14 protein-coding genes are annotated in these 16718 nt (G+C 45.0%); all 14 read right to left on the bottom strand.

What is annotated here, in order from left to right; genetic code table 11:
• Positions 1–81: 81 nt before the first annotated feature.
• The gene (locus ACQW03_RS01330; protein WP_220031140.1) at positions 82–4398 is read right to left on the bottom strand and encodes a PolC-type DNA polymerase III; all 4317 of its coding nucleotides are present in this window, start codon (positions 4396–4398) and stop codon (positions 82–84) included.
• Positions 4399–4600: 202 nt separating this feature from the next.
• Positions 4601–6049 carry a proline--tRNA ligase gene (proS, locus tag ACQW03_RS01335; RefSeq protein WP_013309924.1) on the bottom strand — a complete coding sequence of 483 codons (1449 nt, stop codon included), beginning with the start codon at positions 6047–6049 and terminating at the stop codon, positions 4601–4603.
• Positions 6050–6100: 51 nt separating this feature from the next.
• On the bottom strand, positions 6101–7372 hold the full coding sequence (rseP, locus tag ACQW03_RS01340) for an RIP metalloprotease RseP (protein WP_441947930.1): 1272 nt from the start codon (positions 7370–7372) through the stop codon (positions 6101–6103).
• A 106-nt stretch (positions 7373–7478) separates the two neighbouring features.
• Complete coding sequence (locus tag ACQW03_RS01345; protein ID WP_023988212.1) at positions 7479–8618, bottom strand: 1-deoxy-D-xylulose-5-phosphate reductoisomerase; 1140 nt, start codon at positions 8616–8618, stop codon at positions 7479–7481.
• Between the two features lie 146 nt (positions 8619–8764).
• Positions 8765–9556: a phosphatidate cytidylyltransferase gene (locus tag ACQW03_RS01350; protein ID WP_076292659.1), complete on the bottom strand. Its 792-nt coding sequence runs from the start codon at positions 9554–9556 to the stop codon at positions 8765–8767.
• Between the two features lie 17 nt (positions 9557–9573).
• The gene (locus ACQW03_RS01355; RefSeq protein WP_071640519.1) at positions 9574–10341 is read right to left on the bottom strand and encodes an isoprenyl transferase; all 768 of its coding nucleotides are present in this window, start codon (positions 10339–10341) and stop codon (positions 9574–9576) included.
• 84 nt (positions 10342–10425) lie between these two features.
• On the bottom strand, positions 10426–10980 hold the full coding sequence (gene frr / locus ACQW03_RS01360) for a ribosome recycling factor (protein WP_023988209.1): 555 nt from the start codon (positions 10978–10980) through the stop codon (positions 10426–10428).
• Positions 10980–11708 carry a UMP kinase gene (pyrH, locus tag ACQW03_RS01365; protein WP_013309918.1) on the bottom strand — a complete coding sequence of 243 codons (729 nt, stop codon included), beginning with the start codon at positions 11706–11708 and terminating at the stop codon, positions 10980–10982. The genes frr and pyrH overlap by 1 nt, the downstream gene beginning before the upstream one ends.
• Positions 11709–11829: 121 nt before the next feature.
• Positions 11830–12480: a translation elongation factor Ts gene (gene tsf / locus ACQW03_RS01370; RefSeq protein ID WP_013309917.1), complete on the bottom strand. Its 651-nt coding sequence runs from the start codon at positions 12478–12480 to the stop codon at positions 11830–11832.
• Positions 12481–12611: 131 nt separating this feature from the next.
• The gene (rpsB, locus tag ACQW03_RS01375; protein ID WP_013309916.1) at positions 12612–13310 is read right to left on the bottom strand and encodes a 30S ribosomal protein S2; all 699 of its coding nucleotides are present in this window, start codon (positions 13308–13310) and stop codon (positions 12612–12614) included.
• 253 nt (positions 13311–13563) lie between these two features.
• Positions 13564–14211, bottom strand: a complete 648-nt coding sequence (locus ACQW03_RS01380; protein ID WP_071640517.1) for an endolytic transglycosylase MltG — start codon at positions 14209–14211, stop codon at positions 13564–13566.
• Positions 14208–14840 carry a hypothetical protein gene (locus tag ACQW03_RS01385; RefSeq protein ID WP_441947933.1) on the bottom strand — a complete coding sequence of 211 codons (633 nt, stop codon included), beginning with the start codon at positions 14838–14840 and terminating at the stop codon, positions 14208–14210. The genes ACQW03_RS01380 and ACQW03_RS01385 overlap by 4 nt, the downstream gene beginning before the upstream one ends.
• A gap of 41 nt (positions 14841–14881) precedes the next feature.
• On the bottom strand, positions 14882–15202 hold the full coding sequence (locus ACQW03_RS01390; protein WP_023988206.1) for a hypothetical protein: 321 nt from the start codon (positions 15200–15202) through the stop codon (positions 14882–14884).
• Positions 15203–15283: 81 nt separating this feature from the next.
• The gene (locus ACQW03_RS01395; RefSeq protein WP_023988205.1) at positions 15284–16693 is read right to left on the bottom strand and encodes a DUF342 domain-containing protein; all 1410 of its coding nucleotides are present in this window, start codon (positions 16691–16693) and stop codon (positions 15284–15286) included.
• Between the last annotated feature and the right edge of the window lie 25 nt (positions 16694–16718).

Raw genomic sequence — 16718 nt, forward strand, 5'->3', positions numbered from 1 at the left:
TTATCTCCATGATTACCAAAAAAATTATAACATAACCATAGTTATGTGACAAGTGCCAGAGCTTGACTACTCTAGTTCGGATTAAAACAGAGACAGCTGATTACTCTCTGGCAGACCTCGAAAGCATCCCAACTGGGATAGCATTTCGACAATGGTTTTACTTGCCTTCGATTTTTGTTGAAAATCCTCGACAGACAAAAATTCACCCTGTTCACGGGAGGCTGCGATGTTACGTGCTGCATTGTCTCCAATTCCCTGAAGAGCTCCGAATGGCGGAATGAGTGAATCTCCATCGACCTTGAAGCGTGTAGCTTCGGAACGGTACAAATCAATGGATTTAAAACTAAACCCGCGAGCCGTCATTTCTAGAGCCATTTCCAGGATCGGAAGCATCCCTTTTTCTTTGGGCGGTGCCTGAAAGCCGAGCTGCTCGATTTCGACAATCTTCCGCGCGATTGCATCATATCCCTGACAGCACAGCTCAATATCAAAATCAGCTGCACGTACTGAAAAGTAAGTCGCATAATATTCAATCGGATGATACAGCTTAAAGTACGCTGTGCGCACTGCTGAAATAACATAGGCTGCAGCATGCGCCTTCGGAAACATGTACTGGATTTTCAGACAGGAATCAATGTACCACTGTGGCACCTTGCATTTTTTCATTTCCTCAATCCATTCGGCACTAAGCCCCTTACCTTTACGTACGCTCTCCGTAATTTTAAAGGCCAGACCTGCGTCCATCCCTGCCTTGTAAATCAGAAACAACATGATATCATCACGGCAACCAATTACAGTCTTGATGTTGCAGGTATTATTCTTAATCAGTTCCTGTGCATTCCCCAACCATACGCCCGTGCCGTGAGACAGTCCGGAAATTTGCAGTAAATCAGCAAAAGAACTTGGCTGCGACTCTACTAGCATTTGGCGTACAAACTTTGTTCCCATCTCCGGTACACCATAGGTTGCAACAGGCGTGCGGATTTGCTGGGGTGTTACACCGAGCGCCTCCGTGGAGTTGAACATGCTCATCACTTTAGGATCATTCATTGGAATGGTCGTAGGATCGACACCGGTCAAATCCTGAAGCATCCTCATCATGGTCGGATCATCATGACCCAGAATATCGAGTTTGAGTAAATTCGCATCAAAAGCGTGATAATCAAAATGCGTTGTTTTCCATTCCGAGCTCGTATCATCGGCCGGGTACTGTACCGGCGTAATATCCTCGACCTCAATATAATCGGGAACAACGACAATTCCGCCTGGATGTTGCCCTGTACTACGTTTGACCCCTGTACAGCCCGAAGCCAGCCTGTTCAGCTCAGCCCCACGCCATTTTTTATGATGCGCCTCTTCATATTTCTTTGCAAAGCCAAAGGCAGTTTTTTCGGCAACTGTACCTATGGTTCCAGCACGGAATACACTTTTCTCACCAAACAATACTTTCGTATAGTTATGTGCGACAGGCTGATATTCGCCAGAGAAGTTCAAGTCAATATCGGGAACTTTATCTCCCTTAAACCCAAGAAACGTTTCAAACGGAATATCCTGTCCCTCACCCTTCAATTTGCCACCACAGTTCGGACAGTTTTTGTCCGGCAAGTCAAATCCGCTCGGCACACTACCGTCCAAAATCCATTCGCTATGTCTGCAATCAGGATTATTGCAAATATAATGTGCAGGCAGTGGATTAACCTCGGAAATTCCGAGAAAGGTAGCGACCACAGAAGATCCAACAGAACCCCGTGAACCTACCAGATATCCATCCTTATTAGACTTTTTAACCAGACGCTCGGAAATGAGATAGTTGGCAGAGAAACCGTATTTAATAATCGGCTCCAGTTCTTTTTCAAGGCGGGCTACAACCACCTCGGGCAATTCCTCACCATAGATGGATTTAGCCGTCTCGTAGCAAGTGTTGCGGATTTCCTCGTCCGCCCCATCCAGCAAAGGTGTAAACAGCTTGTCAGGGAACAGCTCCAGCTCCTCAAACCGATCCGCCAGCTCAATGGTATTCTTCACAACGACTTCATAGGCTTTCTCCTCGCCTAAAAACTCGAATTCTGCCAGCATTTCGTCTGTGGTGCGTAAATGCGCATCTGGCTTACGAATATCTTTTAGCGGGCTAAATCCCGTAATGCCGTGTATCGTAATATCACGGTACAGCTTATCTCGAGTTTCCAAATAGTGAACATTACCTGTGGCAATTACGGGCTTATCAAGGCGCCGTCCAATTTCGCATACTTTGCGTATCGCCGTTTTCAGAGCATCAGGACCGCTTACCAGTTGCTTTTCCACTAGATGCATATACATTGTCAAAGGCTGAATCTCCAACACATCATAAAACTGTGCAATTTCCTCAGCCTCTTCCTCGGACTTGTTCAACACAGCCTCGAAGAACTCTCCTTTTTCGCAGCCAGAAATAATAAGCAATCCGTCTCTCATTTCTGACAATTTTGATTTAGGAATACAAGGCACACGCTTGAAATATTCGGTATGAGACATCGAAACCAGCTTGTACAGATTTTTTTTACCAATCGGGTTGAGGGCATAGATACAGCAGTGAAAAGGACGAACGGTCGATAAATCCTTACCCACATAATCATTCAGACGATCGAGCATTTTTAAACCCTTAATTTGTTCCGCATCATTCAGCAAGCCATTCAGCACTTCAGTCAGTGCGACTGTATCGTCAATGGCCCGGTGATGGCTTTCGAGCGCCACTTTATATTTGGTCGTCAGCGTATTCAGACGGTGGTTTTTCATCGTTGGAAACAGTAAACGAGCCAATTCGAGCGTATCCAGTACCGGATTGGTCATTTCAGGCAAACCCATATTTCGAAGGGTGGCCTGGATAAAGCCGACATCAAATCGCGCATTATGGGCAACCAATACAGCATCGCCAGCAAAAGCTACAAACTCCTTCATAACAGGTTCTACATCCGGCGCATCCTTGACCATTTCATCGTTAATGTTGGTCAGTTGCTGGATATTATATGGTATACGCTCATGCGGATTGACAAAGGTAGCATAACGATCAACTTCTTTGCCATCATGCATTTTTACAGCCGCAATCTCAATAATTTTATTCTGTGTAACCGATAAACCGGTGGTTTCAATATCAAAAACGACATAAGTCGCTGTTTTCAAATTTAATGGTTGTGCCTGCATTACAACCTCAACGGCATCATTAACCACGTTGGCCTCAATACCGTAGATCATTTTAATTCCGTTTTTCTTTGCTGCTTTTGCTGCGTCAGGATAGCATTGCACACCACCGTGATCGGTGACCGCAATCGCTTTGTGCCCCCATTTGGCGGCTGTTTTGACGTATTGATCAATCGAGGCGACAGCATCCATTGCACTCATCTTTGTGTGTAGATGGAACTCAACCCGTTTTTCCTCTGCCTTATCCTTACGTGTGGGTGGAGCCTGTACTTCAACTAGATCGGAAGGAATCATAACCAGCTCGGGAATTTGCATAAAACGATCATATTCAACTCGCCCCCGCACTTTGACCCATTTCCCGTTAGCCAACAAACTGAGGATCTTCAGATCTTCTTTAGTTTTAGCAAACATTTTCATTTGCAGGGAATCACTAAAGTCGGTCAAATAATACGTAAACAACGTACTGCCATTGCGCAATTCTTTACTATCCAAACCGAAGATTGTCCCTTGTAAGGTGACTTTCTTTTCTTCGTCCTGAATATCTTGCATCGGAACAGCGGGTTCTTTGATGTCATAACCAAATTGAAGCCGTACGTCTCCTTCTTCTTCATCCAAAGGCGGCATTTCGGATTCCATACTTTCCATCATCTGCTGAATAACTTCGCGTTCTTCCTGCATTTTCTTCTCTTGGAATTGCTGTAATGCCTCCTGGTTACTTTCACCCACCTGGACTTTAATGCGCATAGAGAGCCCGAAATATTTATTGTAAAATTTGATGATAGCTTGATCTATCTGCTTTTTACGCGCCAGTTCCAATGACATACTGTCGCTCATCGTTAGCAATAATAGACCGTCTTCCCACTCATGCACAGCCCGATTTAACCAACCGTTAACAGAAGGAATCTCACGATGTACCCACTCTAGAAAAAGTTTCCAGTATTCACTAATGATATCACTCGGCTGAACCTGCTCACTATACTGAAACCGGAACGTAATTTTTGCGATGTGACTCATTTTTTCCTGTACTTGAATACAGAACGTACGATACACCTGAGCGGGGACCAGTGTCTCCTTGGCAATAGTGATATTCCAATCCTTATTGGTACGGCTAATCTCCACTTGTTCAATCCAACCGTCCAAAAAATAAGGTTCAACCACTCCCGTTGGCATCACAACCTGCTTCATCAGCAGTTCCAGCCGCTTTCTCTTTTCTTCAGCTCCGCCCATGGCTCTCCCCCCAATTTCAAATCTACCATTCTGAAAACATGAAAAGCTTCTGCGTCAAAAACATCTCCGACCGCAAAAGCTTTTCGTAACCCTCTTTAATCCTCCTCACAACGACATAGATCCTTCGGAACATTGTCCCGTAACAGCTACCATGTCAGCGAAAAGAATGAAGTGAGTATAGTGATATTGCCCTACTTCTATATTAGTACGCCCGTGCGAACACTACTGTATGCTTGGCAGGTTTGCCACAGCACAAACATGTGGACTTTTGCTCAGTTGTTTTAAACGGTATGTTACGGCTTGTAGCACCTGTTACTTCTTTAACTTTGTCTTCACATTCTTCGGATCCGCACCAACCTGCCAAAGTAAAACCGCGTTTTTCTTCCATGAGAGTCTTCATTTCGTCCAACGTATCGACGGAATAGAAATTTTCTTCCATGAAATTTTTCGCACGATCAAACATTTCCTGCTGTACCTGTGCGAGCATCGCGTGTACTTCCTCAACCAGATTATCCTGCTGCACGATTTTTTTCTCACCGCTGATACGGGATACGAGCACACAGACGCCGTTTTCCATATCACGAGGCCCGATTTCCATACGAACCGGAACACCGCGCATTTCATATTCATTAAATTTCCAGCCTGGGCTTACATCACTGCGGTCGTCCATTTTAACACGCACTCCCGCTTGTTTCAACTCAGCAAATAGTTCATCTGCACGAGCGATAACCGCATCACGCTTCTTAGGTGGTCCAATTGGAACCATAATAACCTGCGTAGGCGCAACTTTAGGAGGCAATGCTAGACCACGGTCATCTCCATGGACCATAATCAGTGCGCCGATCAAACGTGTACTTGTTCCCCATGAAGTCGTATGCGCGAATTCCAGGTTGTTTTCACGACTCAAATATTTAATGTCAAATGCAACGGCAAAATTAGTCCCCATGTAATGGGAAGTCCCAGCTTGTACCGCCCGTCCATCCTTCATCATCGCTTCCAGTGAAAATGTATCCTTCGCACCTGCAAACTTTTCAGAAGGTGTTTTCTGTCCAGTAATAACTGGAATAGCTAGAACTTCCTCAATAACCTCACGGTATACTTCCAGCATTTTCATCGTTTCTTCACGTGCTTCTTCTTCTGTTTCATGGGCCGTGTGACCTTCTTGCCACAAAAATTCACTTGTGCGCAAGAAAGGAAGCGTGCGTTTTTCCCAACGCACTACGTTAGCCCATTGGTTAATAAGCACCGGCAGATCACGATAGGATTGAATCCATTTAGAGTACATATGACCTATCATGGTTTCCGAAGTCGGACGTATTGCAAGACGCTCTTCCAGCTTTTCTCCACCAGCTTCGGTTACCCAAGGTAGTTCAGGATTAAACCCTTCGACATGCTCTTTTTCCTTTTGAAAAAAGCTTTCGGGAATGAACATTGGAAAATAGGCATTACGATGGCCTGTTTCTCTGAAGCGCACGTCCATTGCTTCCTTGATATGCTCCCAAATTTCAAAACCATCGGGTCGGAATACAATACACCCGCGAACAGGGGAATAATCCATCAGTTCTGCTTTTTTAATAACATCAATATACCATCGGGAAAAATCTTCGCTCTGCGGCGTAATTTCCTCGACAAACTGTTTATCATTCGACATAGAAATGCATGTCCTCCCATACAGACCATTTTTATACAAGTCCGTCTCTAATTAACCATTAATTAAGCGTAAAATATCGTTATACGTGACCGCAATCATAAGCAGGAATAGCATAGCAAAACCAACGAAATGGACCATTCCTTCCCTGCTCGGATCAACGGGACGTCCTCTTACCGCCTCCACACCAAGGAAAACAAGTCTGCTTCCATCCAGCGCCGGAATAGGCAATAAATTAAATATCCCCAGATAAAGACTCATTATAGCAGTCCAATACGTCAACTGCTCAATCCCCTGCTTAGCAATTTGCCCCGTCACTTCAAAAGTACGTACCGGGCCTCCCAAGTCATTGATAGAAAAACGTTGAATGAGCTGGCTAAATCCTTGGAAAATAATATCGGTCGTTCTGACCATAGATTGTCCGGCAAATTTGAACGTTTCACCCACACCTGCTTGGCGTTTTGGAAGTTCAGGCATAATGCCCACCTTGCCACCCTTTTGTCCTTCCATTGCACGAGGTGTAATAGTAAGATCAAAGGTCTTATTATCACGGCGAACCGTCCACTTCATCGGCTTGTCTTGAGAATCCGCAATCAGTTTGATCATGTTTTCAACATTCGCACCAATGGCTATTCCATTCACCGATTCGATGATATCTCCCTTATGCAAATCAGCTTCAGCAGCGGGCATACCTGCTGTAATTTCACTAATTTGGACATAAGTCGGGTTGTCCACTTGTATGCCGACCATCTGAATATGAAGACCAAACAGAATAAAGGCAAGTATAAAATTCATCAATGGTCCAGCAAAAATAGCCATCGCACGCTGTCCTACTGTTTTACTCCCATACTGCCGATCCTTTGGTGCAATCTGAATGGATTGTCCTTTGGTTACCATCATCGCTTGCGGGTGTACAGTGTATTGCTGATCTTCGCCATCTACATCCAATTTTAAAGTTAACGACTGTTCCAAATCAATATCCAACACTTCGCCGCGTACCACATTCTTGCGATTATCTAGTTGATCTAGATAGATGGTTTTAACGACGTCATCCGTTACGCGTACAGCAATCGTTTGTCCGGTCTCAATTTCATTGACCTCCGGATCCTCTCCCGCCATGCGGGCAAAGCCACCGAACGGCAACAAACGCAGCGTAAATCGCGTCTCGTTTCTTTTATAAGAAAACAGTTTCGGACCGAAACCGATCGCAAACTCCCGTACCAGAATCCCGGCGCGTTTGGCAAAATAATAATGCCCCCATTCATGCACCGTCACTATGACGAAAAACATGAGCACCGTCATCAACACTATTTGAATCGTTTCCAATCGTTTCCGTTCCCCTTTCAATGAGATCGAGTTTGTCTTCCTAGATTATCATTATTCTCCGATCCCGCACAAGAGAATCACATTTCATTTCTAACCCAACATTAGCCTACAACCCCGCAGCTATGCTACGAGTCTCTCCGTCGCAGGCTTCAATCGCAGAAAGATCAGGATTAGCCACATTGACATGCCGCTCCAGCACACGTTCAATAATAGCTTCAATATGCAGAAAAGAAATTTCTCCACGCAGGAAACGGGCAACAGCAATCTCATTAGCAGCATTAAATGCGGTCGGTGCTGTACCACCCATTTTACCACATTCGAAGGCAAGCCTTAAACAAGGAAAACGATTATAATCCATTTCCTTAAAATGGAGTCTACCCACTTCAGCCAGTGACAACGGCTTCGCCGGGGACTTCATACGCTCAGGGTAAGTTAATGCATATTGAATGGGTACTCTCATGTCCGGATTCCCAAGTTGAGCAACAATGCTTGTATCCTGAAACTCAACATAGGAATGAATAATGCTTTCTGGATGAAGCAACACATGAATCTGCTCATAATCAAGTCCGAATAACCAATGCGCCTCAATGACTTCCAGCCCCTTGTTTACCATCGTTGCTGAATCAATCGTAATTTTGGCCCCCATTGACCAATTGGGATGCTTGAGTGCATCTTCCACTGTAACTTCAAGCAACTGTTCTCTTGTCAAATCTCGAAAAGAACCCCCTGATGCTGTGAGGGTAATATGTGCCACATCTTTCATACGCTCACCATTCAAGCATTGGAAAATAGCTGAATGCTCACTGTCAATCGGCAGCAACGGCACTCCTTTCGCCCGAGCCCGCGCTGTGACCAGATGACCAGCAGTAACCAGTGTTTCCTTATTGGCCAAACCGATCTGTTTTCCAGCCTCAATCGCGGCCAGCGTGGAGTGCAATCCGACACTGCCCATTACAGCCGTCACAACCATATCCGCCTCTGTGTTCGCAGCAAGCTCAACGAGTCCTTCATTTCCCCAATACAGTTCCATTCCAGAAGGCAGTAAAGGACGAATTTCATCCGCCAACTGCCGAGTACCCACAGACACTTTTTTGGGTTTATAGAGATGCGCCTGCTCAGCAAGTAACTTTATATTAGAACCACCTGCTAAAGCCTCAACAGTAAACTGATCCGGGTGCATGGACACTACATCCAGCGTTTGAGTTCCAATAGATCCGGTTGAACCAAGTACCGTAATTCTTTTCATGATGCACCTTCCTATCCTGAAAATCACTTTTATCCAGGAGCTCATTGTTTGTTATTCAGGCAACTATGCTACTGGTTCCATCCTTCTAGTAGCGCAGAGTGAGCAGCATAGAGATTAAGCCTGAGCATAAACTGTAATCAACAGACTCATGGAAGCAGCATCAGCATATGTACAAATGGAAAAACGACAATCCAGCTGTCGCAGCGGTCTAGTATACCACCGTGCCCTGGCAGCAGATTACCGGAATCTTTAATGCCGTACACTCGTTTGTATGCAGATTGTACCAAATCGCCCAGTTGTCCCACAACTGCACATGACAAACCGATGCCGATGGCTTTGCCCCATGGCAGCAGTCCATCTGATAATCCAGCGAATACAAGAGCTATAACCAACGCTAAAACAATGCCGCCAATGGATCCTTCGACCGTTTTGTTTGGACTGATCGCAGGCCATAGTTTCGTCTTCCCTGCCATTTTGCCTACAAAATACGCCCCTGCATCACTTGCCCAAATACAAGCCAACAATAAAAAAGTCCATAACAGTCCATGTTCCATATGACGTGATTCCGCTATATACGAAAATCCAAACCCTATATAAACGGTACCGAGGAATAGTATAGCTACCGTTTGAATTGGGATTTTATTTTTCGTTCCTACCGTGATGATCATAAAAGCTATCATTACCAGCCAAAACATACTGGCAATGGGTAAGGGTGAGTGCAAACCAAAAGGTTCATATGGGAATACAAAAGCAAATATGCTTACGTATCCAAGTATTGCTGTACCTCCAAAAGGAGATACCTGCGCCATTCGTGCGAACTCATAAAATCCGATTAGGGCCATCGCCAATATAAGCAAATGGTAGGCCAAGCCGCCCCACAGGACCATCGCCAAAAAGAATATGCCTGCCAGAATACCGGTAATTAATCTCTGTCTCAACGGCTTTCATCCTCCATTTACTTCAGTCCGCCATACCGCCGTGTTCTTTGCTGATATTCGATCACTGCTTCGTATAAGTGTTCTTTCTTAAACTCAGGCCAATAAATATCAGTAAACCACAACTCACTGTAGGCAAGCTGCCAGAGCATAAAATTACTAAGTCTAAGCTCACCGCTTGTTCGAATCAGTAAATCAGGGTCTGGCATACCACTAGAAAGCAACGTATTACCGATCAGCTCAGATGTTATATCTTCTGCTTTAAGCTTCCCATCCGCAATTTGACGGCCCAATGTTTGCATGCATTCTGTGATTTCCAACCGACTACCATAATTTAATGCAAAATTAAGAACAAGTCCGGTATTATTTTCAGTTCGTCGAGTCGCTTCAGTCAGCGCCTCAACGGTATGGGAAGGTAAATGTTCCTTATTTCCCATCATACGCACTTGCACATTTTTTTCAATCAGCTCATCTAGCTCAATAGCCAGAAATTCCTGCGGTAAGCGCATTAGAAAATCAACTTCGTCCTTTGGACGCGTCCAATTTTCAGTTGAAAATGCAAACAAAGTCAAATACTTAATACCCAGTTCATCCGCCGCAATTGCTGTGCGTTTCACTGCCTTCATTCCATTTTGGTGCCCTACAATCCGCGGCATTCCAATCCGTTTGGCCCATCTGCCGTTCCCATCCATGATGACAGCAACATGCTGCGGAATATTGTCTTTTGAAATGGCCGGTGTTTGCTGTTTTTGTTCCCCGTTCCACCAAGACCGAACCCGTTTGATCATTCCAGTTCCTCCAGCATTCTCTGAAAATGTGCCTCAGGCTTGAAAAGAGACAAACCCCACCGTAAGGGAGGGGCTGCCAATCTTTTAAACTTCCATAATTTCTTTTTCTTTTGCAGCTAAAACTTTATCCACTTCAGCAATAAATTTATCAGTGGTTTTCTGGATATCTTCCTGATATTTACGAGATTCGTCCTCGGAAATATCACTTTTCTCCATTTTTTTGATGTCATCATTTGCATCACGACGAATGTTACGAATAGCGACCTTCGCTTCTTCACCGTTCTTTTTCGTCAACTTCACCAAGTCAGTTCTGCGCTCCTCCGTCAAAGCAGGAATGCTCAGACGAATGGTGTTGCCATCATTCGAAGGTGTCAAACCTAAATCGGATTTTTGTATAGCGCGCTCGATATCGGCCAAGGAAGATTTGTCCCAAGGCTGAATCATCAAGGTCCGGCTGTCAGGTGTATTGACATTCGCCAGCTGGTTGACTGGAGTCATTGCACCATAATACTCTACCTGCACACGGTCCAGTAAAGCTGGTGTCGCCCGTCCTGCACGCAAAGATGCAAGATCACGTTGCAATGCTTGGATTGCTTTTTGCATGCGCTCCTCAGCACTCTTTTTCACAGATTGTGGCATTAATTTACACTCCCTTTGACGATCGTACCAATTTTCTCACCCAGCACGACACGTTTAATGTTACCTTGCTCTGTAATAGCAAAGACAATCAACGGAATATTATTATCCATGCACAACGAGGAAGCAGTAGAATCCATGACACCGAGATTTTTGTTGAGCACATCCAAATACGTAAGCTGCTCATACTTCTCAGCTGTGCTATCTTTAAACGGATCAGCAGAATATACGCCATCCACTTTATTTTTAGCCATCAGAATCACTTCCGCTTCAATCTCAGCGGCACGCAGTGCAGCAGTAGTATCAGTCGAGAAGAAAGGATTACCTGTACCTGCTGCAAAAATTACAACCCGACCTTTTTCCAAATGACGGATAGCTCTACGGCGGATGTAAGGTTCTGCAATCTGTTGCATTGCAATGGATGTTTGTACACGCGTAGGTACTTCAATCTGTTCCAAAGCATCCTGTAAGGCCAGTGAGTTCATCACTGTTGCCAGCATACCCATGTAATCTGCCGTGGCCCGGTCAATTCCGTTGGCACTTCCAGCAATACCACGCCAGATGTTACCGCCACCACACACGATAGCAACTTCTACTCCCAGTTCCACCACATCTTTGACTTGTTCGGCAATGGACGCAATCGTATCCGCATCAATACCGTAACCGTTAGGACCTGACAGCGATTCACCACTAACTTTCAGGACAACACGCTTAAACACAGGTTTTTCCAAATGATCACCCTCCAATATCATTTATACTTTATGTAACAGGATAGGTGTCCTGTTGCAAGAAAAGGAACACTGATGTGTTCCATTTCCGTTTCTTGCATATGCAATTACCGTTCGTTGGTAATTATTGTTTCACTTGAGACATAACTTCTTCGTAGAAGTTGTCTTCTTTTTTCTCCAGACCTTCACCCAGTTCAAAACGAACAAAGCGACGCAGGGAGATGTTTTCGCCAATTGTACTGATTTTTTCGTTGATAAGCGTAGAGATTGTTTTGTCCGGATCTTTGATGAAAGATTGCTCCAACAAACAGAACTCTTCATAGAACTTACCAATGCGGCCTTCAACCATTTTCTCAACGATTTTCTCTGGTTTACCTTCGTTCAGAGCTTGTGCTTTCAGGATTTCTTTTTCTTTTTCGATTTCTTCCTGTGGCACTTCTTCGCGACGAACATAACGAGGGTTCGATGCAGCGATATGCATTGCAATGTCGCGTACAAAATCTCTGAACTGGTCTGTTTTAGCTACGAAGTCTGTTTCGCAGTTTACTTCTACCAGTACGCCGATACGGCCACCAGCATGAATGTAGGATTCAACAACACCTTCAGTAGCAATACGACCTGCTTTGTTGGCTGCAGCTGCAAGTCCTTTTTCGCGCAGAACTTCAACCGCTTTTGTCAAATCACCATTTGCTTCTTCAAGCGCTTTTTTACAATCCAGCATTCCTGCGCCTGTTTTTTCACGAAGCTCTTTTACTGCGCTAGCATTAACTGCCATATTATTTCCCTCCAAATTTGATTTTCAGTGGTATACCGTGCTTTATTCCTTAAAAAAAGGGTAGTGAGAGGTTATACACCTGCCAACCACCCTTTTCATTTAATTCATATAGGTATTTCCTAATGGAAATATTATGCTGTAGTTTCTTCGCCTTGGTTTGCTTCCATAACTGCATCAGCCATTTTACCTGTCAGCAATTTAACAGCGCGGATTGCGTCGTCATTACCTGGGATAACATAGTCGATTTCGTCTGGATCGCAGTTTGTATCAACGATACCTACGATTGGGATACCCAATTTGCGAGCTTCAGCAACCGCGATACGTTCTTTACGTGGATCAATGATGAACAGAGCACTTGGAAGGCCCTTCATGTTTTTGATACCGCCCAAGAATTTTTCAAGACGATCTTTTTCTTTGCGAAGAATGATAACTTCTTTTTTAGGAAGAACTGCGAATGTACCGTCTTCTTCCCAAGCTTCTAGTTGTTTCAAACGGTCAATACGTTTTTGAATCGTTTGGAAGTTAGTCAGCGTACCACCCAACCAACGTTGGTTAATGTAGAATTGACCAGCGCGTGCTGCTTCTTCTTTAACGGAATCTTGTGCTTGTTTCTTCGTGCCTACGAACAGAATTGTACCATTCTCAGCTGCAATGCTTTTTACGAAGTTGTAAGCTTCCTCAACCTTTTTCACTGTCTTTTGCAAGTCAATGATGTAAATACCGTTTCTTTCAGTGAAGATATAACGATCCATTTTCGGGTTCCAGCGACGTGTTTGGTGACCAAAGTGAACCCCAGCTTCCAAAAGCTGTTTCATGGAGATTACTGCCATCTTCACGCACCTCCTAAGTTTGGTTTTTTGTGTGTCCTCCGCCGACATCATTTTTCATAAAGACTTTCCAATGGAAAGCACCCTCTACAAAATTAACCGACGTGCGTTTTTAACACCGTCAATTAATATACCATAACACTTGCATCGTTGCAACCAACTTTTCGACAATAGTTGGAACAACGCAAAATGTGACGTTTTACGCCTCTCATCGAACTTGTCAGCAAGAATAAAAGCCGCCCACTTCCCAGTCTGGTCAGTTGGACGGCTTTTTCGTAATTTTAGTAATGATAGAACTGAAATCCTCACCCTTAGCAAACTGATAGGTACCGGTACGAATTTTGGTATTGATTTTTTGAGCCTTAGCTGCTGCCTCAAATGCACTAGCATCAGATACGACCCCTGCCCGTTGCAATCCTGATGCCACACTTCTCAAATTGCTTCCCGATGCAATGCTATACTGCACTTGTGGGGTGGCAGGCTGCTTGGGGATATTGGGAGTCGTTGTAGTGCCAGCTCTTTGAGTTTGCGGCTTATTCGGACTTTGTGGAACCGATGTGCTAGTCGAAGGTTTAGACGCAGCCGAGGATGTGCTGTTTACAGGTGCCTTTGGTGTTGCCGGCGTTTGAGCTGGTTTAGCCTTTTGGGGTGCAACCGGAGTTTTATTACCTTCCTTGATCACCTTATTACGCCATTCCTCTTCTGTCATTTTCGGATCAGAGCTGTCACTGATCTGAAGATTTAATTCGGCTGCTGCCTTTTCTAATTGCTCTCGCGTCATGTTTTTCGGGTCTGTGGAAGATTGCTGCGATTGTCCCTGACCAATCATTGCCAGTTGCAACAGCAATGCCCCCGTTATCAGACCAGTACCCATGCCTAGCATAAATGAACGGTTTTTGATCACGTTACATCCTCCCGCTCCGCGAGTTGCAATATGAGCTGTACTTCACCCCGTTGAATGCCTGATTGCTTGGCTATATAGTCCACCGACTTGCCTTGCTCATGCAGCGCAAACAACTCTTGATAACGATCACGGATGGACTCTGCTTCCTGCTCCGTTTCAGGGTCTTGTAATACCGTCTGCTCCTCCATAGTTATGAGGGGAGCTTCTGAACCAGAGTAGCCTTCCTGCACAGACATTCCAGATTGCGGACTTTGAAATTGACCGTATGCAACCGCTGCCTGATGAGAAGTAGCTGTATGTTGTATTTCCTTAGATACAGGCTCGGTTTGCATAGAAACAGTAGCAAACATAGCCTGGCGCTCAAGCTCCACGATACGGCTCCGAAGCTCAGCTAATTGCTCCTGTAATGCCGCCTGTTTAACTGTATGCTCCTGCTTCATACCCGAAACGAGCTCAATCAACTCGTCATTATCGTTTTCAATATCGGCCATATATTGCTCCAATGTGGCCTCGACCTTTTGGACGACGGCCTCTTCTGTTCCCCGGCCTGGCTGACGCTTAGGCAGAAGCCAGGCGTAGACAACAGCTGCGGCGCCCAGCAGAACAATATAAATCCATGGTTGATCCACTGCCCATCGTCTCCTTTAATAACGCTTCTTCACCTGTCGGATCAGAGCGAAAAATCAATATGATGTCCCTTGAACGGATGCTCTGCCGGATGCTCCTTAGGTAGCTCAGACTCATCTGAGCGGGAGCGGCTCTGCTGGGAAGAATCTCTGCTCTGCCCTCCTGTTTGCCGCTCACCGACGAATGTTTCCGCAGACTGGTCTACGGCACTGCTTCGCTGACGCATGTTTTCCGTCTCCAACGCGGCCTTTTGTCCAAGCAATGCTTGATCATTCATCGGCCGCTGCTGGGACTCACTTTGGTATTTTCCTGCTTCGCTGGTGCGAGGTACGGCAATTTGCAATTCAACAGCCTTCAAGCTCATTGGACCACACCCTTTCCGATTGGGCATCCGTTCTGTCTTCCAAGGAATACAATGTTGAATGTTGTTTTTCAGTGTGCCGAATTACACGTAGGAGGACATGCTGATGTCTCCTTCGTGATAATAAAACGCCATTCTTTCCACTGAATCTTTAATAAATTTTGTATATCTGCCGATAACTATTTTAGAGCCACCGTAAATTACATTTTTCACTTCTACCCGTGCGCGGCTCGTATCCTCTAATGTTCGTTCAATTTCAAGCATTCTGGACTTGGTTTCCAAAAGCTCCTGTTCATTAGATTTTTTAGTAGATGTCAGCTTGATTCGCATAGCCATTCTTTCAGGTGCAAGCTGTCCGGCGGCGGCAAGCTGATCCAATATGGTAAGGGCCTTATTCGTTTTATCCTGACTGTCTGTCTGCTGCTTCAAACGTGCGCGGAGTTCTGTCAGTTCATCGCGCAGTTCGGGTAGCACACCCACTTCGATAACAGTAGCTGTGGACATCGTATTACCGATGGTACGAGCCACTACCTTTTTACCAGCTTGTACACTGCCACCTACGATAAGCCCTTTAGTCCCCTCGCAGAGTACATTTACACTCGCTTTAATCTGGGAATGCATGATGCTCTGGGATACAAGTATATCGCCTCCGGCAATCACGTTACCATCTTGTATGAATGAGCATTTGACATTTTGTGCAGCTTTCACGAACCCCTTATGATATCCGATAATACCGCCACTGATTTCCACTGAACCTTCCGCCTCAATTTCAGCGCCTTCCACACCACCGATGACACGAATGTCGCCAGCCGCCCGAACTCGAAAACCAGTCAAGACATTCCCACGAATGACGACGGTTCCAACAAAATCAATGTTACCGACACTATAATCGACGTCCCCGTTCACTTCATATACAGGGAATACATTAAGTTTGCCCTTTTCAGTCGTAGTCACCAGTCCATCAATAGCCGCATACATCGCAACACCTTCTGGATGGATCACTACATTTTTTCCGACTTTAAAACGCGCCTCTTTACCTGGAAGAAAAGGAATTTCCTCTCCGGTTACAGCAATCCCCGGTACACCCGGCACAGGATCAACCCGTTCGGCAATCAGTTGACCACGTTTCACATTTCTTAAACGAGTTAATTCTTTATAATCCACCCGTCCATCCACGGTTTCAAGCGGCTTATGTGCATCTTCGCCAGTCACAATATCAGCCAGATTAATTTTTCCGTCTGTGCCATGGATCGGCTGCTTTCCCTGAGCAATCAGTAATTTTCCAAAGAAATGATCTTCCGGACTTGCTGCAAATACACGAATTGCATCGGTCATTAAACCGTAGGATATTTTTTGGTTGCTTAGAAAACGCTCTAATTCTTCCACAGAACAGGCAAAGCCTTCTTCACGTTTGGCAAACTCCAAGTAGGCGGTTTGTTTGTCAGGTGAGACAACCACTTTTAAAAACTGGTCCAAAGCATATTGCTTCTCCACAAGGGTGCTCCTTCCGTCTAACTGT

The sequence above is a fragment of the Paenibacillus sp. DRB1-1 genome (assembly GCF_052119485.1).
GTDB classification, from domain to species: Bacteria; Bacillota; Bacilli; order Paenibacillales; family Paenibacillaceae; genus Paenibacillus; species Paenibacillus polymyxa_B.